Annotated in this window: 17 protein-coding genes; 4 read left to right on the top strand and 13 right to left on the bottom strand. The window is 59.5% G+C overall.

The window, feature by feature from the left end:
* Window positions 1–11 precede the first annotated feature (11 nt).
* Window positions 12–1427, bottom strand: a complete 1416-nt coding sequence (gene ccoG, locus BK662_RS26395; protein ID WP_123360012.1) for a cytochrome c oxidase accessory protein CcoG — start codon at window positions 1425–1427, stop codon at window positions 12–14.
* Between the two features lie 366 nt (window positions 1428–1793).
* Here ccoG and BK662_RS26390 point away from each other — a divergent pair, with 366 nt between their 5' ends.
* On the top strand, window positions 1794–2789 hold the full coding sequence (locus BK662_RS26390; protein WP_123360011.1) for a metallophosphoesterase family protein: 996 nt from the start codon (window positions 1794–1796) through the stop codon (window positions 2787–2789).
* 117 nt (window positions 2790–2906) lie between these two features.
* Here BK662_RS26390 and ccoP (BK662_RS26385) read toward each other — a convergent pair whose 3' ends face one another.
* The 8 genes from ccoP (BK662_RS26385) to ccoN (BK662_RS26350) all read right to left on the bottom strand — a co-directional run bounded on the left by ccoP (BK662_RS26385) (window position 2907) and on the right by ccoN (BK662_RS26350) (window position 9829).
* Window positions 2907–3890, bottom strand: coding sequence for a cytochrome-c oxidase, cbb3-type subunit III (gene ccoP, locus BK662_RS26385; protein WP_123360010.1), 984 nt, complete (start codon window positions 3888–3890; stop codon window positions 2907–2909).
* The gene (locus BK662_RS26380; protein ID WP_003175465.1) at window positions 3887–4072 is read right to left on the bottom strand and encodes a CcoQ/FixQ family Cbb3-type cytochrome c oxidase assembly chaperone; all 186 of its coding nucleotides are present in this window, start codon (window positions 4070–4072) and stop codon (window positions 3887–3889) included. Before BK662_RS26380 ends, ccoP (BK662_RS26385) begins: the two co-directional genes overlap by 4 nt.
* 5 nt (window positions 4073–4077) lie before the next feature.
* Window positions 4078–4686, bottom strand: a complete 609-nt coding sequence (gene ccoO / locus BK662_RS26375) for a cytochrome-c oxidase, cbb3-type subunit II (protein WP_123360009.1) — start codon at window positions 4684–4686, stop codon at window positions 4078–4080.
* A complete protein-coding gene (gene ccoN, locus BK662_RS26370) occupies window positions 4686–6128 on the bottom strand; it encodes a cytochrome-c oxidase, cbb3-type subunit I (RefSeq protein WP_123360008.1) in 1443 nt (480 codons plus the stop codon). The genes ccoO (BK662_RS26375) and ccoN (BK662_RS26370) overlap by 1 nt, the downstream gene beginning before the upstream one ends.
* 482 nt (window positions 6129–6610) lie before the next feature.
* Complete coding sequence (gene ccoP / locus BK662_RS26365; protein ID WP_123360007.1) at window positions 6611–7564, bottom strand: cytochrome-c oxidase, cbb3-type subunit III; 954 nt, start codon at window positions 7562–7564, stop codon at window positions 6611–6613.
* Window positions 7561–7764 carry a cbb3-type cytochrome oxidase subunit 3 gene (locus tag BK662_RS26360; protein ID WP_123360719.1) on the bottom strand — a complete coding sequence of 68 codons (204 nt, stop codon included), beginning with the start codon at window positions 7762–7764 and terminating at the stop codon, window positions 7561–7563. Before BK662_RS26360 ends, ccoP (BK662_RS26365) begins: the two co-directional genes overlap by 4 nt.
* Before the next feature lie 21 nt (window positions 7765–7785).
* Window positions 7786–8394 carry a cytochrome-c oxidase, cbb3-type subunit II gene (ccoO, locus tag BK662_RS26355; protein ID WP_123360006.1) on the bottom strand — a complete coding sequence of 203 codons (609 nt, stop codon included), beginning with the start codon at window positions 8392–8394 and terminating at the stop codon, window positions 7786–7788.
* Window positions 8395–8404: 10 nt separating this feature from the next.
* Window positions 8405–9829, bottom strand: a complete 1425-nt coding sequence (gene ccoN, locus BK662_RS26350) for a cytochrome-c oxidase, cbb3-type subunit I (protein WP_123360005.1) — start codon at window positions 9827–9829, stop codon at window positions 8405–8407.
* A gap of 95 nt (window positions 9830–9924) precedes the next feature.
* Between ccoN (BK662_RS26350) and BK662_RS26345 the strand changes: the two genes are divergently transcribed.
* A complete protein-coding gene (locus BK662_RS26345; RefSeq protein WP_123360004.1) occupies window positions 9925–10599 on the top strand; it encodes an alpha/beta family hydrolase in 675 nt (224 codons plus the stop codon).
* A gap of 99 nt (window positions 10600–10698) precedes the next feature.
* Here BK662_RS26345 and BK662_RS26340 read toward each other — a convergent pair whose 3' ends face one another.
* The 3 genes from BK662_RS26340 to acnA all read right to left on the bottom strand — a co-directional run bounded on the left by BK662_RS26340 (window position 10699) and on the right by acnA (window position 16184).
* A complete protein-coding gene (locus BK662_RS26340) occupies window positions 10699–12264 on the bottom strand; it encodes a methyl-accepting chemotaxis protein Aer (RefSeq protein WP_123360003.1) in 1566 nt (521 codons plus the stop codon).
* Window positions 12265–12369: 105 nt separating this feature from the next.
* Window positions 12370–13161, bottom strand: a complete 792-nt coding sequence (locus tag BK662_RS26335) for a CPBP family intramembrane glutamic endopeptidase (protein WP_123360002.1) — start codon at window positions 13159–13161, stop codon at window positions 12370–12372.
* 281 nt (window positions 13162–13442) lie between these two features.
* Window positions 13443–16184 (bottom strand): aconitate hydratase AcnA, encoded by a 2742-nt coding sequence (acnA, locus tag BK662_RS26330; protein ID WP_123360001.1) that lies wholly within the window; start codon window positions 16182–16184, stop codon window positions 13443–13445.
* 222 nt (window positions 16185–16406) lie between these two features.
* On the opposite strand from acnA, the gene rlmM reads away from it, so the two are divergent.
* Together rlmM and tusA are read left to right on the top strand one after the other, a co-directional pair.
* Complete coding sequence (gene rlmM / locus BK662_RS26325; protein WP_008072978.1) at window positions 16407–17480, top strand: 23S rRNA (cytidine(2498)-2'-O)-methyltransferase RlmM; 1074 nt, start codon at window positions 16407–16409, stop codon at window positions 17478–17480.
* Window positions 17481–17657: 177 nt separating this feature from the next.
* Window positions 17658–17909: a sulfurtransferase TusA gene (tusA, locus tag BK662_RS26320; protein WP_007907805.1), complete on the top strand. Its 252-nt coding sequence runs from the start codon at window positions 17658–17660 to the stop codon at window positions 17907–17909.
* Here the strand turns inward: tusA and BK662_RS26315 are convergent.
* Window positions 17906–19315: an MATE family efflux transporter gene (locus BK662_RS26315; RefSeq protein ID WP_123360000.1), complete on the bottom strand. Its 1410-nt coding sequence runs from the start codon at window positions 19313–19315 to the stop codon at window positions 17906–17908. The two genes, tusA and BK662_RS26315, sit on opposite strands and share 4 nt — an antisense overlap.
* Window positions 19316–19445: the final 130 nt, after the last annotated feature.

The following is a 19445-nucleotide window of genomic DNA, read 5'->3' as shown; positions in this document are numbered from 1 at the left end:
GATCACTTCTCTCAACGAATTTGTGGGCCGATGAATCGGCTCTTGGCTTCAACGTGGACGTTGGCGTCATCGGCATCCTTGAGGATGAATTTCACCTCGTTGGTGCTCGACGGCAGTTGTTCCGGTGCGCTGGACAGTTCGACCGGCTGGCTGAAAATCTCCCCGGCGGCGACTTTGATCTCGCGCTTGCCTTGCAGCTTGAGGTCCGGCAGGCCGGTGGCTTCCAGCACGTACGTGTGGTCGCGCTGGTCCTTGTTCATGATCTTCAAGCTGTAGACGTTTTCGATCCGGCCTTCGGCGTTCTCGCGGTACAACACGCGGTCTTTGCTGACGTCGAAACCGACCAGCGAACGCATGAAGAACGCGGTCATCAGCAACGCGATCATCGCCAGCAGCACCGTGGCATAGCCGATCAGGCGCGGACGCAGTTTATGGGTTTTTTGCCCCGACAGGTTGTGCTCGGTGGTGTAGCTGATCAGGCCGCGCGGGTAATCCATCTTGTCCATGATGCTGTCGCAGGCGTCGATGCACGCCGCGCAGCCGATGCATTCGACTTGCAGGCCGTCGCGGATGTCGATACCGGTGGGGCAAACCTGGACGCACATGGTGCAGTCGATGCAATCGCCCAGGCCCTGAGCCTTGTAGTCGATGCCTTTCTTGCGCGGGCCACGGCTTTCGCCACGGCGCGGGTCGTAGGAGACGATCAGCGTGTCCTTGTCGAACATCACGCTCTGGAAGCGTGCGTACGGGCACATGTAAATGCACACCTGCTCGCGCAACCAGCCGGCGTTGCCGTAGGTGGCGAGGGTGAAGAAGCCGACCCAGAAATACGACCAGCCATCGGCCTGGCCGGTGAAGAAATCGAGCACCAGTTCGCGAATCGGCGAGAAATAACCGACAAAGGTCATGCCGGTCACGAAACCGATCAGCAGCCACATCGTGTGCTTGCTGAATTTACGCAGAAATTTGTTGGCGCTCATCGACGCCTTGTCGAGCTTGATACGCTGGTTGCGGTCGCCTTCGGTGACTTTTTCGCACCACATGAAGATCCAGGTCCAGACGCTTTGCGGGCAGGTGTAGCCGCACCAGACCCGACCGGCATACACGGTGATGAAAAACAGGCCGAAGGCGCTGACGATCAAGATGCCCGAGAGCAGGATGAAATCCTGAGGCCAGAAGGTCGCGCCAAAAATGAAGAATTTACGCTCCGGCAGGTTCCACCAGACGGCCTGATGACCGCCCCAGTTCAGCCACACCGTGCCGAAATACAGCAGAAACAGCCCGGCGCCGCCGATCATCCGCAGGTTGCGGAACAGGCCGGTGAAGGCGCGGGTGTAGATCTTTTCTCGAGAAGCGTAGAGGTCGACGCTGTTGTTTGCGTTCTTGGCAGGCGGAGTGACGTCGTGTACCGGAATCTGATTGCTCATCATTGCATCCCACGGCAGTGGAAAAATGCCTCGGTCAGTACGTGCCGACCGCGGTCAAAAAGAGGTGTTGCAGTGGCGCAATGATACGCCTGTAGCTCTGGGGCAAGGGTGCGACCTTTGGTCGCGTTGGGTGACGGGGGCGGATGGTGTAGCGGATGTAACAAGTCGTGACCCAGATCAATTGACTATAGCTGCTTCATGGCGCTGGCCTTGGCCGGTTACGGTGGAAAATTGGAGATCGACATATCTGTTGGTAATCCCAAAGGCCACACTAATTGTCTTGTCGTTCGTATTGCCATAAGTTTGGAGGCGCAGCATATAACGCATGTGTATTTAAATAACTATCTTGTCATGAAAAGGATTTCCATGAACTTAACCTTTAGTTCCCCGCGATGGTTGGGACTATTTTTAATATTGACCGGGTTTCCGGCATGGGCCGTTGAAGAGTTGCCCGGCCACTTGATCTTCGCCTCTGATTCGCAATATCCGTGGAGTGATCTGACCGATGCCGATATCCGTGATCCGAATGTCGAAAAGCGTTCGGCTGAGCTGATTGACGCGCAATATTCCAGTATGGCCAGTTTTCGCAAGCTCAATGGCGGCGCGGCTCGCGTACCCGTCATGATCAACGGAGACATCACGTCGTTCGGGCATGGTGGCGAACGTTCGTTCATGCGTGCCATGTTCGAGGACAAGCTGGAGGGCGCGTATGACTACGGCCTGGGTAATCATGATTACGCCAATAACGTAGATGATTGTTTTCTCAATAACTGTGCGGCTGGGAGTGTGGATGATTTAAAAAACCGTTATTGGGGGAGCGTTGATTCGATGGACTTGGCTGCCCGAGCATCGGGGCTAGGCAAGACCTATTACGGCAGCCTCGCCTATTCAAAAACCTTTGGTGATGTGCATTTGGTTCAGTTGCACAACGAGCCAACTTATACCGTCACCTTCAGCTCGGGAATTCTTAAATCGACCCACTACGAAATCACTCATGCGCTTGACTGGCTGGAGAAAGACCTGGCTCAGGCCCGGGCGAACGATAAGATCATTATCTTGAACATGCACAAGGTCTATGACTGGGCCGGTAACGCGGCCCAGATCAAGCGCTTCAGGGAGATGATCAACACCTACAAGGTTACCGCGGTGTTCGGTGGTCATGACCATTGGGGCGTTGGATGGTATGGCCGTGGGGAAGAGCTTTTTGGCGAGGTGCCGGTTTTCCTGAGTGGATCGTCTTCGCAACAAACGTATCTGATCGCCAGTTTTATCGAGGACAGGCAGAGTCTTGAGGTCAGCGTCGTCAAAAGCAACAACTGGTCCACTCGTCGAATAGCCGCCGAAGCGCGAGTGCGTAAATAACAGGAACCCACCCGCGCCTCGCGTCATCTGCACAGCCACCGCTTAAGCCGAGGGGGAATAAAAAGGCCCCGTCAACTTTCATTGGCGGGGCCTATATGCATCGCTCAGGCGTGGATCTTACTGGGCGTCTTCCGCCGGGGCTTTCTCACCATGAGAAAGGCTGTAGACGTAAGCGGCCAGCAGGTGAACCTTGTCGTTGCCTTGCAGCTGTTCTTGCGCAGGCATCTGGCCCTGACGGCCATAACGGATGGTCTGCTGCAGTTGAGCGAAGCTCGAACCGTAGATGAACGCCGCGGGGTGGGTCAGGTTAGGTGCGCCCATCGCTGGAGTGCCTTTGCCTTCCGGACCGTGGCACGCCACGCAGTTGGCGGCGAACAGTTTCTGGCCGGCAACCGGATCGGCCTTGGTGCCTTCCGGCAGCTTGCGGCCATCAAGGTTGGTCACCACGAACGCGGCAACGTCCGCAACGCCTTGCTCGCCGATCACTGCAGCCCAGGCCGGCATCACGGCGTGGCGACCGCCCATGATGGTGGTCTTGATGGTTTCTGCCTCGCCGCCCCAGCGCCAGTCGGCGTCGGTCAGGTTAGGGAAGCCGTAGGCGCCTTTGGCGTCGGAACCGTGGCAGACCGAGCAGTTGGAGGCGAACAGGCGGCCACCCATCTTCAGGGCTTGCGGGTCTTTGGCGACTTCTTCGATCGGCATGGAAGCAAACTTGGCGAAGATCGGGCCGAACTTGGCGTCCGACCTGAGCATTTCCTTTTCCCACTCGTGAACGCCGGTCCAGCCGGTCTGGCCGTTGGCGAACGCGGTCTGCTTGTCGTTATCGAGGTAGTTGTAACCCGGCAGCAGGCCTTTCCAGTTACCCAGGCCCGGGTACAGCACCAGATAGCCGAGGGCGAAGATGATGGTGCCCACGAACAGCATGAACCACCATTTGGGCAGCGGGTTGTCATACTCCTCGATTCCGTCGAAGGAGTGGCCGACCGTTTCATCGGTGGATTCGCTGCGCTGGCCCTTACGGGTGGACAGCAGCAGCCAGGTCAGGGCGAAGATGGTGCCGAGACTGAGGACTGTGACGTACAGACTCCAGAACGTAGTCATTCTTTGTTACTCCTAGAAGCTTGCTCGACGTGCTTGATGGCTTCGGGATCATCCGCGAAAGGCAGCAAGGTCGCGTCTTCAAACTCCGACTTGCGCTTGGGGCTGAACACCCATAGCGCCAGACCGATGAAGGCCACCATCACAACAACGGTGCCCAGGCCACGAATCATCCCGATATCCATCTAAATCACCGTTTGCTTTTGATGATGGTGCCCAGGCCTTGCAGATAGGCCACCAGCGCGTCCATTTCGGTTTTGCCCTTCACAGCATCCTTGGCACCGGCGATGTCTTCGTCGGTGTAAGGAACGCCGAGCGTGCGCAAGACTTCCATTTTCTTGGCGGTGTCTTTGCCGTCGAGCTTGTTTTCCACGAGGAACGGGTAGGCCGGCATTTTCGATTCGGGCACTACGTTGCGCGGGTTGTACAAGTGCGCACGATGCCAGTCATCGGAGTAACGACCGCCGACACGGGCCAGGTCCGGACCGGTACGCTTGGAACCCCACAGGAACGGGTGGTCCCAAACGCTTTCACCGGCGACCGAGTAGTGGCCGTAACGTTCGGTTTCAGCACGGAACGGGCGGATCATCTGCGAGTGGCAGCCGACACAACCGTTGGCGATGTACACGTCGCGGCCTTCCAGTTCAAGGGCGGTGCGCGGCTTCATGCCCTCGACCGGCTTGTTGGTGACGTCCTGGAAAAACAGCGGAACGATTTGAGTCAGGCCGCCGATGCTGACGGCGATAACCATGAAGAAGGCCAGCAGGCCAATATTCTTCTCGACTGCTTCATGCTTCATCAGTGAGCTCCAACTACAGCAATCTGTTCAGCAGCTTTGGCTTCAGCCGGGTTCGAGGCACGTACGGTACGCCATACGTTGTAAGCCATGAACAGCATGCCGCTGGCAAAGAACGCACCGCCCAGGGCGCGAACGATAAAGCCAGGGTGGCTGGCTTGCAGCGCTTCAACGAACGAGTAGGTGAGGGTGCCGTCGTCGTTGATTGCACGCCACATCAGGCCCTGGGTGATGCCGTTGACCCACATCGACGCGATGTACAGCACGGTACCGATGGTCGCGAGCCAGAAGTGCGTGTTGATCAGGCCGATGCTGTGCATCTGCGCACGACCGAACAGTTTCGGGATCATGTGGTAGATGGCGCCGATCGAGATCATTGCTACCCAGCCCAAAGCGCCGGCGTGTACGTGGCCGATGGTCCAGTCGGTGTAGTGCGACAGCGAGTTCACGGTCTTGATGGCCATCATCGGGCCTTCGAAGGTCGACATGCCGTAGAACGCCAGCGATACCACGAGGAAACGCAGGATCGGGTCGGTGCGCAGCTTATGCCAGGCGCCCGACAGGGTCATCATGCCGTTGATCATGCCGCCCCAGCTTGGTGCCAGCAGGATGATCGACATTGCCATGCCCAGGGATTGAGCCCAGTCCGGCAGTGCGGTGTAGTGCAGGTGGTGCGGACCGGCCCAGATGTACAGGGTGATCAGCGCCCAGAAGTGCACGATCGACAGACGATAGGAGTAGATCGGACGCTCGGCCTGCTTCGGAACGAAGTAGTACATCATCCCCAGGAAGCCGGTGGTCAGGAAGAAGCCTACGGCGTTGTGGCCGTACCACCACTGGATCATCGCGTCAGTCGCACCGGCGTAGGCCGAGTAGGACTTGAAGAAACTGACCGGCAGGGAGGCGTGGTTGACGATGTGCAACATCGCCGTCACGACGATGAAGGCACCGTAGAACCAGTTACCGACATAGATGTGCTTGGTCTTGCGCTTGGTAATTGTGCCGAAGAACACCAGACCGTAAGTAACCCAGACGATGGCCAGCAGAATAGCCAGGGGCCATTCCAGTTCCGCGTATTCCTTGGTGGTGGTGTAACCCAGCGGCAAGGTCACGATCGCGCCGACGATCACCGCTTGCCAACCCCAGAAGGTGAAGGCCGCGAGGCTGTCGGAAATCAGTCGCGTTTGGCAGGTTCGCTGCACGACGTAATAGGAAGTGGCAAACAGTGCACAACCACCGAAGGCGAAAATCACCAGGTTGGTGTGCAACGGGCGTAAGCGTCCAAAAGTCGTCCACGGCAGACCGAAGTTCAATTCCGGCCATACGAGCTGTGAGGCGATGAAGACACCAAGCCCCATGCCAAGGATCCCCCAGACCACCGTCATGATGGCGAACTGGCGGACTACCTTATAGTTATAAGCAGTCGGACTGATTGCTGTGCTCATTCTAAGGTTCCACGGTTTGGGTGTTTTATTAGGAGTAAAAATCGGCCGCAAGTATGGAGAAAGCGGGGGGTCATTGCAACGCGCCATGACGTGGGTCAATGCTTTCAAAAGCTGATTCTGCGGCCTTTCCATGCGCCGCGTAAGGACAAAATTGCCCTCGGACAAATGTCGCAACGGATGAAAATGGTGAGGGGGTCAGGTCGGATGTAACGGGGTGTGTTCAAACACAACGATCGGGCGATGGATGGCAATTGGCACGGCAGCCGGTATCTACCAGCCTTTGCGGCCTGTCATCGAGCAGATTCGTCGAACACATCGGGTTGGGTCGACCTGGAACCGGCGCTGACCAGTCCGTATCGCAGGGAAGCTTAGACCCGAATCCGGCGAACCGAAAGGAAGACCAAGGGAGGGTGCGACAATGCGTCGCAAAGGGGCAGGGAACTGCCGCATCCGGGTGAATGCGGCAGCAGAGCGGTCGGGATTTATTCTCTTTTGCCTTCAGCCTGTAAACGCTCGGTATTCAGGCCTTGAGACAGGCTGTACACGTAAGCGGCCAGCAATTGCACCTTGTCGTTGCCGAGCAGTTCGTTCTGCGCCGGCATATGGCCCTGGCGACCATGACGGATGGTTTGTTGCAGTTGCGCCAGGCTTGTACCGTAGATAAATCCGGCCGGTTGCGTCAGATTCGGCGCCCCCATGGCTTCAGTGCCCTGGCCGTTTGCCCCATGACAGGCTACGCAGGTGGTGCTGAACGCTTGCTGTCCAGCGTGCAGATCAGCTGTGTTGTCGGCAGGCAAGGGCAGGCCGGCCAGTTCATGACGCACATAAGCGGCGACGTTTTTCACGCCGGCGTCGCCGAGGATTTCACCCCAGGCCGGCATCGCGGCCATGCGACCACTCATGATGGTCGTTTTGATCATGTCGGCATCGCCGCCCCAGCGCCAGTTGCTGTCGGCCAGGTTCGGGAAACCAAACGCGCCCTTGGCATCCGAGCCGTGGCACACCGAGCAATTGGACGCAAACAGGCGACCGCCCATTTTCAGCGCTTGCGGGTCCTTGGCCACTTCTTCGACGGGCATGGCCGCAAATTTGGCGAAGATCGGCCCGAACTTCGCGTCAGCCTTGTTCATCTCCTTTTCCCATTCGTGGACGCCGGTCCAGCCGTCCTCATAACCGGGCAATATGCCTTTCCAGTTGCCCAGGCCCGGGTAAAGCACCAGATAGCCGACGGCAAACACCAACGTGCCGGCGAACAGCATGAACCACCACTGCGGCAGCGGGTTGTCGTACTCCTCGATGCCGTCGAAGCTGTGGCCCATGGTCTGGTCGGTGCTGCCCTTGGTTTCCCCTCGGCGCGTACCGATCAGCAACCAAGTCAGGCCGATCAGGCTGCCGATGGTCAGTACGCAGATCCACGTACTCCAGAAGGTGGTCATGGCCGGGTGCTCCTCGTGGCGGATTCTTGTTGGGTGCTGTTTTCGGATTGCGGCTCGTCGGCGAACGGCAGCAGGCGCGCTTCGGCGAATTCCGGGTTGCGCTTGCTGTTGAACACCCACAGGGTCAGGCCGACGAAGGCCACGAACACCACGACCGTGCCCAGGCCGCGGATCATTCCACTGCTCATTTCGCTTACTATTTCAAAGGGCATGGACATGGCTCACCTCTTGCTCTTGATGGCAGTGCCGAGCACTTGCAGGTAGGCGACCAGCGCGTCCATTTCGGTCTTGCCCTGGAGCGAGGCGACTGAGCCTGCGATGTCTTCGTCGGTGTACGGCACGCCGAGGGTGCGCATGGCGCGGATCTTGGTTTCGGTGTGGCTGCTATCGACCTGATTGGCCACCAACCATGGGTAGGCCGGCATCTTCGATTCCGGCACCACGTTGCGCGGGTTGTACAAGTGCGCGCGGTGCCAGTCTTCGGAGTAACGACCGCCGACGCGCGCCAGGTCCGGTCCGGTTCGTTTCGAGCCCCAGAGGAACGGGTGATCCCAGACACTTTCCCCTGCCACCGAGTAGTGGCCATAGCGCTCGGTCTCGGCGCGGAACGGGCGGATCATTTGCGAATGGCAACCGACGCAGCCTTCGCGGATGTAAATGTCGCGACCTTCCAGTTGCAGCGCGGTGTAGGGCTTCATGCCTTCCACCGGTTTATTGGTCACGTCCTGAAAGAACAGCGGGACGATCTGGGTCAGGCCGCCGATGCTCACGGCCAGCACCATCAGCAACATCAGCAGGCCGACGTTTTTTTCGATTGTTTCGTGTTTCATGGCGGACTCCTCAGGCGATCTGCGCGGCAGCGGCGGCTTCGGCAGGCTGCGAGGCCCACACGGTGCGCCAGGTGTTGTAAGCCATCAGCAACATGCCGCTGAAGAAGATCGCACCGCCTACCAGTCGCACGACGAAGCCTGGGTGGCTGGCCACCAGGGTTTCGACGAAGGAATAGGTCAGCGTGCCGTCCTCGTTGACAGCGCGCCACATCAGACCCTGGGCGATGCCGTTGACCCACATCGACGCGATGTACAGCACGGTGCCGATGGTCGCCAGCCAGAAGTGCGCGTTGATCAGGCCGATGCTGTGCATCTGCGTGCGGCCGAAGACTTTCGGAATCATGTGGTAGAGCGCACCGATGGAAATCATCGCCACCCAGCCGAGCGCACCGGCATGCACGTGGCCAATGGTCCAGTCGGTGTAGTGGGAGAGGGCGTTCACTGTCTTGATCGCCATCATCGGCCCTTCGAAGGTCGACATGCCGTAGAAGGCCAGCGACACCACGAGGAAGCGCAGGATCGGGTCGCTGCGCAACTTATGCCAGGCGCCCGAGAGCGTCATCATGCCGTTGATCATCCCGCCCCAGCTCGGCGCCAACAGGATCAGCGACATCACCATGCCCAGCGACTGCGCCCAGTCCGGCAGCGCGGTGTAGTGCAAGTGGTGCGGGCCGGCCCAGATGTACAGAGTGATCAGCGCCCAGAAATGCACGATCGACAAACGATAGGAATACACCGGGCGCTCGGCCTGTTTCGGCACGAAGTAGTACATCATCCCGAGGAAACCGGCGGTGAGGAAAAAGCCTACGGCGTTGTGTCCATACCACCACTGCACCATGGCATCGGTCGCACCGGCGTACACCGAGTAGGACTTGGTGAAACTCACCGGCAACTCAAGGTTGTTGACGATGTGCAGGATCGCCACGGTGATGATGAATCCACCGAAGAACCAGTTGCCGACATAGATGTGTTTGGTCTTGCGCTGCATGATCGTGCCGAAGAACACGACGGCATAGGCCACCCAGACGATGGTGATCAGGATGTCGATCGGCCATTCCAGCTCGGCGTATTCCTTGGAACTGGTGTAACCCAGTGGCAGGCTGATGGCCGCCAAGAGAATCACAAGCTGCCAGCCCCAGAAGCAGAACGCGGCGATCTTCGGTGCGAACAGGCGGGTCTGGCAGGTGCGTTGTACCGAGTAGAACGAACTGGCGAACAGGGCGCAACCACCGAAAGCGAAGATCACCGCGTTAGTGTGCAGCGGGCGCAGACGGCCGAAGCTGGTCCACGGCAGGTTGAAGTTGAGTTCAGGCCAGACCAATTGGGCGGCGAGAAAAACCCCGAGCCCCATGCCGACGATGCCCCACACCACCGTCATAATGGCGAATTGGCGGACCACCTTGTAGTTGTAGGCGGTACTGATAGAAGTGTTCATGGTTCCCCATCCACGGTTCAGCCGAAGTGAGAACGTTTGCGCAAGGCAACGCTCCCTTCGCCTGGAGTTATAGGCAGACTAAAAGCGAGGCAAGCATGGACAAAGAGCACAAGGCCAGTATTGACGGGGATCAATGGGCGCAGTGTGTCCGGGATCATGGATGGTTGTGGAATGCCGCCACAGCGCCGGCCTCGGCAACGCTGATTCTCGCTCACGGCGCCGGTGCGCCGATGGACAGCGGCTGGATGAGCGACATGGCTGCGCGCCTTGCTGCGCATGGGGTCAACGTGTTGCGTTTCGAGTTTCCCTACATGGCACAGCGGCGTATCGATGGCGGTAAGCGTCCTCCGAACCCGGCACCCAAACTGCAGGAATGCTGGCGTGAGGTGTATGCCGTGGTGCGACGCCATGTCGCTGGGCGCCTGGCCATTGGCGGCAAGTCCATGGGCGGGCGGATGGCGAGTTTGTTGGTCGATGAGTTGGGCGCGGATGCGCTGGTGTGCCTGGGTTATCCGTTTTATGCGGTGGGCAAACCGGAGAAACCGCGGGTCGAGCATCTGGCGGCGCTGAAGACCCGGACGTTGATCGTGCAGGGGGAGAGGGATGCGTTGGGTAATCGTGAAGCCGTGGAGGCTTACACATTGGCCCCGGGTATCGAGGTGTTCTGGCTGGCGGCAGGGGACCATGATTTGAAGCCGTTGAAGGCTTCGGGGTTTACCCATGAGCAGCATCTGGACGCGACAGCGAAGAAGGTTGCTGGATTTCTGTGAGAAACAAGATCAAAAGATCGCAGCCTTCGGCAGCTCCTACAGGGTGTACGCCGTTCAAATGTAGGAGCTGGCGCAGCCTGCGATCTTTTGACGTTGTTGTCAGCGGTTAAACCGCTCCACCAACGAATACTGGGTGTTCGCGGTCTTGGTCAGTTCTTCACTCAACAGCGCCGAGTGCTGTGCCTGTTCCGAGGTCTGGTCAGCCAGTTGCGAGATGTTGCTGATGTTGCGGCTGATTTCTTCGGCCACTGCACTTTGCTCTTCGGTGGCGGCAGCGATCTGGGTGGTCATGTCGGTGATATTGGCCACCGCTTCGCTGATGCCCACCAGTGCCTGGTCCGCTTCCAAGACCCGCGCCACACCTTCTTCGGCCTGGCGATGGCCAGTCTCCATGGTTTGCACCGCGGTGCTGGCGGTTTGTTGCAGCTTGGCAATCAGGGCGTGGATCTGCCCGGTGGATTCGCTGGTGCGTTGCGCCAGTTGGCGCACTTCGTCGGCCACCACCGCAAAGCCACGACCCATCTCACCGGCGCGAGCCGCTTCAATCGCGGCGTTCAAGGCCAGCAGGTTGGTCTGGTCGGCGATGCCTTTGATCACATCGACCACGCCGCCGATTTCGTCGCTGTCCTTGGCCAGTTGCGTGACCGTCAGGCCGGTTTCACCGACCACCACCGACAGGCGCTGAATGGCTTCGCGGGTTTCCCCGGCGATGTCACGACCGCGCCCGGTCAGGCGATTGGCTTCCTGAGTGGCGTCGGCGGTGCGCTGCACGTGGCTGGCGACTTCCTGAGTGGTGGCAGCCATCTGATTCACAGCGGTCGCCACTTGCTCGGTTTCGATGCGTTGACGTTCCAGGCCGGTGGAGCTGTTGTGGGCCAGGGTGTCGGACTGTTTCGCTTGTTCGGTCAGGTGTTCGGCGGTGTCCTGCAAACGGGTCAAGCAGGTTTTCAGGCGTGCTTCCTGACTGAGGATCGACATCTCCAGGCGTGCCTGGGCACCGCGGCTGTCGGTGTACATCTGCGCGATCAACGGGTCGGACGTGGTCTGTTCGGCCAGGCGCAGCAAACGCTTGATCCCGCGCTGTTGCCAGCTCAAACCCATCAAGCCCAACGGCACCGAGAGGCCGGCCGCGAGGGCGAAGCCCCATTGAGAGTTGAGCGAAGCGCCGACCATGAAGCTCAACTGGCTGACCAGAATGAACGGCAGCCAGTCTTGAAGCACCGGTAGCCACTTATCCGTTTGAGGAACGGCTGACTTGCCTTGGTTGATGCGTTGGTAGAGCGCTTCGGCACGGCGGATCTGTTCGGCGGTGGGTTTGACCCGCACCGACTCGTAACCGATCACCTGATTGCCGTCGAACACCGGTGTGACATAGGCGTTAACCCAGTAGTGGTCACCGGTCTTGCAGCGATTCTTGACAATGCCCATCCATGGCAAGCCTTGTTTCAGTGTGTCCCACATGTGCGCGAACACCGCCGCCGGGACGTCGGGGTGACGGACCAGGTTATGCGGCGCACGGATCAATTCCTCACGAGAAAACCCGCTGATTTCGACGAAAGCGTCGTTGCAGTAGGTGATCACGCCCTTGGCATCGGTGGTGGAAATCAACCGTTGCTGAGCCGGGAAGGTCCGTTCGCGTTGTGTAATGGGCTGGTTGTTACGCATGGCTTTTTTCAATCCGCAAGGCTTTGAAGGCGTATCGGCATCGTCAGGTATTTATTGAAATGTTTTTTTCAAAAATCAGTGACGCGTCGCAAAACGACCATTGCGTCAGCCGGCGAGCATCGGATAAGTGAACAGCCCGAAATGCAGCAGATTCAAACCAAAGTGGGTGGCGATGGCCGCGCCCAACCCACCAAAACGATAGGCCAGGCCATAACCGACACCCGCGAGGCCCGCCAGCAACACCCATTGCCAGCCAGCGCCCAGATGAACGAGGCCGAACAGCATTGATGCGAGCAACAAGGCAAGATTTTCGCCATAAGGCAGCTGTTTGAACTGTCGGCTCAGACCGCCCTGGATGTAGCCGCGAAACAACGCTTCTTCCACCAGGGTCACCAGCAACAGATTGTTCAGTACCCACAACCAGGCTTGATCCGGCCACTTCGGTGCCCAACTGATTACGCCCAGCAACAGCGCGCCACCCAAGGCCAGCACGGCGCTTATGGCCAGGGCGAGGGCGGTGGCATAAACGGACAGTCGCAACGAGCGTCGGCCGATAATCCATGGACAAACCAGCAACAGCCAGAAGCCGATCAGCGGTTTGTCCTGATTCAGGTACATCGCAAACGGTACTGCATCGTCGGTGAAACGCTGGGGATTGATGGCGCGACCATTGTAGAAGCCGGGAAGCCAATGGATAGCCAGCGCCACCGCCAGGACGATGAACAAGCCGTGGCCGAGGTGGCGGCCAACGGGGACGTGTTGTTGGCGAACGGCGAAACCGGCGATCAGCAGCAACGCGAAAGAGATAGCGGCGAGCCAGCCGAGATGGCCGTAGATCAAAGCCAGGCCGTAGCCAATGGAGAGAAGTGCCAGATAAGTCCATGGCAGAGCGATCATTTGAAGTCCTTGTTTCAGAGATTCTGCGGATTGCCTCAGTCCCTGTGGGAGCCCTGTGGGCGAGGGGGCTTGCGCCCGTTGGGCTGCGAAGCAGTCCCAAAATCTCTGATGTACCAAAGATCTTGTGAGTGCTACGCACTCAAACGGGGGCAAGCCCCCTCGCCACAGGGCTCCCACAGTTGATCTGTGATCGACACAAAACTAATGGGCGCACGATTATAGAGACGTCCACCGCGTAAACAAAAACACCGCCCGAAGGCGGTGTCGTTGTCAGCAGGCTGTTACGAGGCAATCAATTGCCGCAACACATAATGCAAAATCCCGCCGGCCTTGAAGTACTCCACCTCATTGAGGGTATCGATCCGGCACAACACCTCGACCTTTTCCTTGCTGCCGTCTTCGCGGGTGATGACCAGTGACAGGTTCATGCGCGGAGTCAGTTCGACGCCCGTCAGGCCAAGGATGTCCAGGGTTTCCTTGCCGGTGAGGTTCAGGCTCTTGCGGTTCTGATCCAGCTTGAACTGCAACGGCAACACGCCCATGCCCACCAGATTGGAGCGGTGAATCCGCTCGAAGCTTTCGGCGATGACCGCTTTGACCCCCAGCAGATTGGTGCCCTTGGCCGCCCAGTCGCGGCTCGAGCCGGTACCGTATTCTTGCCCGGCGATCACCACCAACGGCGTACCTGACGCCTGGTAACGCATGGCCGCGTCGTAGATCGGCAGTTTCTCCCCGGTCGGAATATAAATCGTGTTGCCGCCTTCTTCGCCGCCGAGCATCTCATTGCGAATCCGGATGTTGGCGAAGGTGCCGCGCATCATCACTTGATGATTACCGCGACGCGAGCCGTAGGAGTTGAAGTCCCGCGGTTCCACCCCTTGCTCGCGCAGGTAATGGCCGGCAGGGCTGTCAGCCTTGATGTTACCGGCCGGGGAGATGTGGTCGGTGGTCACCGAATCGCCGAGCAGCGCGAGGACTTTCGCCCCTTCGATGTCCTTGACCACCGGCGCAGGGCCGCCGATGTCATCGAAGAATGGCGGATGCTGGATATACGTCGAATCGTTGTTCCAGACATACGTCGCCGCCTGTGGCACTTCGATCGCCTGCCACTGCTCGTCGCCGGCAAATACTTCGGCGTACTCCTTGTGGAACATCGCGGTGTTCACCTGAGTCACCGCGTCGGCGATTTCTTTAGTGCTCGGCCAAATGTCTCGCAGATAAACCGGGTGGCCGTCCTTGTCGTTGCCCAAGGGTTCGCTGCTGATGTCGATGCGCACCGTGCCGGCCAATGCATAGGCGACGACCAGGGGCGGGGAGGCCAGCCAGTTGGTTTTCACCAGCGGATGCACGCGACCTTCGAAGTTGCGGTTGCCCGAGAGCACCGAGGCAACCGTCAGGTCGGCTTTCTGGATGGCTTTTTCTATCGGTTCCGGCAACGGTCCGGAGTTGCCGATGCAAGTGGTGCAGCCATAACCGACTAACGCAAAACCGAGTTCATCAAGGTATTGAGTCAAGCCGGCTGCCTTGTAGTAGTCGGTCACCACTTTCGAGCCGGGGGCCAGTGAACTCTTGACCCAGGGTTTACGTTTGAGGCCTTTCTCTATGGCTTTCTTCGCCACCAGACCCGCGGCCATCATCACGCTGGGGTTGGAGGTGTTGGTGCAGGACGTGATTGCAGCAATCACCACCGCGCCGTTTTTCAGCCGATACGTACGGCCTTCGTGATGGTAGTCCGTTTCACCGACCAGATCGGCGTTACCCACCGCGACGCCACCGCCACCCTCACTTTCGAGGCGACCTTCTTCCTTGCTGGAGGGTTTGAATTGCAGGCCGAGAAAGTCAGTGAACGCTTGCGCGACATTCGGCAACGAGACGCGGTCCTGCGGGCGCTTCGGCCCGGCGAGGCTGGCCTCGACGCTGCCCATGTCCAGGGCCAGGCTGTCGGTGAACACTGGTTCCTTGCCGGGCAGGCGCCACAGGCCCTGGATCTTGCTGTAGGCCTCCACCAGTTTCACGGTTTGCGGGGTGCGGCCGGACAGGCGCAAGTACTCCAGAGTCACCTCGTCCACCGGGAAGAAGCCGCAGGTGGCGCCATATTCCGGGGCCATGTTGGCGATGGTCGCGCGGTCGGCCAGCGGCAGATCGGCGAGGCCGTCGCCGTAGAACTCGACGAATTTGCCGACCACGCCTTTCTTGCGCAGCATTTGGGTAACGGTCAGCACCAGGTCGGTGGCGGTGATGCCTTCCTTGAGCTTGCCGGTGAGTTTGAAGCCGATCACTTCCGGAATCAGCATCGACACCGGTTGGCCGAGCATCGCTGCTTCCGCTTCGATCCCGCCCACACCCCAGCCGAGCACGCCGAGGCCGTTGATCATGGTGGTGTGGGAGTCGGTACCCACCAGGGTGTCGGGGAAGGCATAGGTGCGACCGTCCTCGTCCTTGGTCCAGACCGTGCGGCCCAGATACTCCAGGTTGACCTGGTGGCAGATGCCGGTGCCAGGCGGCACCACGCAGAAATTGTCGAAGGCGCTCTGGCCCCAGCGCAGGAAGGCGTAACGCTCGTGGTTGCGCTGCATTTCGATGTCGACGTTCTGTTCGAAGGCGCTTGAACTGGCGTACTTGTCGACCATCACCGAGTGGTCGATCACCAGGTCCACCGGCGACAGCGGATTGATTCGCTGCGGGTCGCCACCGGCCTTGGCCATGGCGGCGCGCATGGCGGCCAGGTCGACCACGGCGGGGACGCCGGTAAAATCCTGCATTAATACCCGCGCCGGGCGGTACTGGATTTCGCGATCGGAGCGACGCTCCTTGAGCCAGGCGGCAATCGCCTTGAGGTCGGCGCCAGTAACGGTTTTCTCGTCCTCCCAGCGCAGCAGGTTTTCCAGCAACACTTTCAACGACATCGGCAGCTTGTCGAGGTCGCCCAGGCTTTTGGCGGCTTCGGGAAGGCTGAAATAGTGATAAGTCTTGTCGTCGACTTGTAAGGTTTTAAGGGTTTTCAGGCTATCGAGGGACGGCATTGAAATGACTCCTTTAAATCCGCACGGCTACGGACTGAGGGAACGAACTGAGGCTTAAACCTAGTCCTGTTTGATGCTTAAGGCTAATTACTGGACCCTAAGGACAAGTCCAAGGTTCCGATCTCGGCTATCATGCGCCGGTTTTCGTGACAGGCTTTGCTTCAACGCAAGTCTGGGCATCGCGCAGTGGCTGAATTCTTCGCCAACTGCCCAGGAGTAAGAATGAACACCCTCTTTATGCATTGCCGGCCGGGCTTCGAAAGCGAAGTCTGTTCCGAGATTTCCGAACATGCCGCACGGCTGAACGTGGCCGGTTATGCCAAGGCCAAAACCGCCAGCGCCTGCGCCGAATTTATCTGCACCGAGGAAGACGGCGCCGAGCGCCTGATGCGTGGTCAGCGTTTCGCCGATCTGATCTTTCCGCGCCAGTGGGCTCGCGGGATCTTCATCGATCTGCCGGAAACCGACCGCATCAGCGTGATCCTTGCGCACATGGCGGACTTCCCGCTGTGCGGCAGCCTGTGGCTGGAAATGGTCGACACCAACGATGGCAAAGAGCTGTCGAACTTCTGCAAGAAATTCGAAGGCCACCTGCGCAAGGCGCTGATGGCGGCCGGCAAACTGGTGGAAGACGCCCACAAGCCACGGCTGTTGCTGACCTTCAAGAGCGGCCGCGAAGTGTTCATGGGCCTGGCGGAATCTAACAATTCGGCGATGTGGCCGATGGGCATTCCACGTCTGAAATTCCCCCGTGAAGCGCCGAGCCGGTCGACCCTCAAGCTGGAAGAGGCCTGGCACCATTTCATCCCCCGCGACCAGTGGGACGAGCGCCTGCACAGCGACATGACCGGTGTCGACCTCGGCGCTGCACCCGGCGGCTGGACCTGGCAATTGGTCAACCGCGGCATGCTGGTGACCGCCATCGATAACGGCCCGATGGCCGAAAGCCTGATGGACACCGGTTTGGTGCAGCATTTGATGGCTGACGGTTTCACCTTCAAGCCCAAGCAACCAGTCGACTGGATGGTCTGCGACATCGTCGAGAAACCGGCGCGCAACGCGGCGATGCTGGAAGAATGGATTGGCGAGGGGCATTGCCGGGAAGCGGTGGTCAACCTCAAACTGCCGATGAAACAGCGTTATGCCGAAGTGAAGCGCTTGCTGGAACGTATTGCCGACGGGTTCAAGGCGCGAGGCATTCGGGTCGAGATCGGCTGCAAGCAGCTGTACCACGACCGGGAAGAAGTGACCTGCCATCTTCGCCGTCTCGACGTAAAGAAACCCAAGTCCCGCTGAACCACACGGACCTCTGTGGGAGCGAGCCTGCTCGCGATAGCGGTCTAGAAGACAGTATCAATGTTGGATGTGATGCCCTCATCGCGAGCAGGCTCGCTCCCACAGGTCCGATGTATGACACAGATGACGTTAAGCCCGGCAATGCGCGACAATGCCGGCAAGTTTCAGGAGTAAATCATGAGTGAAATGATCGATACGCCGGTAGACGGCACCCTCGACGCCACCGGCCTCAATTGCCCGGAACCGGTGATGATGCTGCACCAGCACATCCGTGACCTGGTGCCTGGCGGCCTGCTGAAGGTGATCGCCACCGACCCGTCGACCCGTCGCGACATCCCCAAGTTTTGCGTGTTTCTCGACCACGAACTGGTCGCGCAGCACGAAGAGGCAGGCACCTACCTCTACTGGATTCGCAAGAAACTCGCTTAACCCGCCGAACGACTGATGCGGATCCGCTTGCGTGCACTGCGCGTCAGGCGGATCGACAGCATCAGCGCCGCGCAACTCAAGCCGACGATCAAGCCCTGCCACAGCCCGCTCGGGCCGCTCGGCGCACCGAGCCAGTCGGTCAGGCCCAGGGCGTAACCCACCGGCAAACCAATCCCCCAATAAGCGAACAGCGTCAGGATCATCGTCACCCGCGTGTCCTGATAGCCACGCAGTGCGCCAGCCGCCGTCACCTGGATCGCATCGGAAAACTGGAACAGCGCCGAATACACGATCAGCATTGCCGCCACTCGAATCACCGTCGGGTCGGCGGTGTAAATCGCAGCGATGGGTTCACGCAGCAACAGCATCATGCTCGCCGACAGGCACGCATATGCCAGGGCGGTGCCCATGCCGACACCGGCGGCGAAACGTGCTTCGCGTGGTTCCTCACGGCCGAGCGCCTGGCCGACCCGCACGGTCACGGCCATGCCGAGGGAGTAGGGGATCATGAACACCAGCGAGCTGAAGTTCAGCGCGATCTGGTGCCCGGCGACCACGGTGGCGCCGAGGCTGCCGATCAGCAGGGCGATCACGGCGAAGATGCTCGACTCGGCGAACACCGCGATACCGATCGGCAGGCCGATGCCCAGCAAACGCTTGATCACTGACCACTGTGGCCAGTCGAAACGGCTGAACAACTGGCTCGCCTGATAGGCCGGCGCCCAGCGCTCCCAGCCGGCCATGCCCAGCGCCATCACCCACATCACAATCGCCGTGGCCCAGCCGCAGCCGACGCCACCCATGGCCGGCACACCAAAGTGGCCGTAGATGAAAATGTAATTGAGCGGAATGTTCAGCGCCAACCCACACAGGCCAAGGACCATGGCCGGCCGGGTGCGACCCAGGCCATCACTGAAGCAGCGCAGCACGTGATAGAACGCGACGGCAGGCAGGCCGCTGGCGATGCCGTGCAGATACTGCATGCACGGGCCGATCAGCTCGGGGTCGACCTTCATGATGTGCAGGATCGGTTCGGCGCTGAACAGCATGCCGGTCGCCATCAACCCCACCACCAGCGCCAGCCACAACGCCTGACGCACGATCGGGCCAATCTCGCTGTGAGTGCCGGCGCCGAAACGCTGGGCGACTTTCGGGGTGGTGGCCAGCAGTGTGCCGGTCATCAGCAGAAAAACCGGTACCCAGATCGAGTTGCCCAGCGCGACGGCCGCCAGATCTCGAGGCCCGACACGACCGGCCATCACCGCATCGACGAAGCCCATGGCGGTGGTCGCCAGTTGCGCGATCATGATCGGCAACGCCAGGCCGAGCAGGTTTTTCAGCTCCAGGCGAACCCGGGCCGGGCGGTTGAGGGAAATAGCGGTGGGGCGGTCAGTCACGGAATTCAAGGCGAAACGTCCAAAGGATTTTGATGCGCAAGGCGGCGCATTCTACGCCTTGACGCAGTGGTCAGGAAAAGTCCTGTGTTAGGGATTTGTAATCGGTTTTGCAGATGTTCCCACCCTCTGTGGCGAGGGA

The sequence above is a fragment of the Pseudomonas frederiksbergensis genome (assembly GCF_003732275.1).
In the GTDB taxonomy this organism is placed as follows: domain Bacteria; phylum Pseudomonadota; class Gammaproteobacteria; order Pseudomonadales; family Pseudomonadaceae; genus Aquipseudomonas; species Aquipseudomonas frederiksbergensis_H.
Note: the sequence above shows the minus strand (reverse complement) of the source record. Positions and strands in the feature narration are given on the sequence as shown.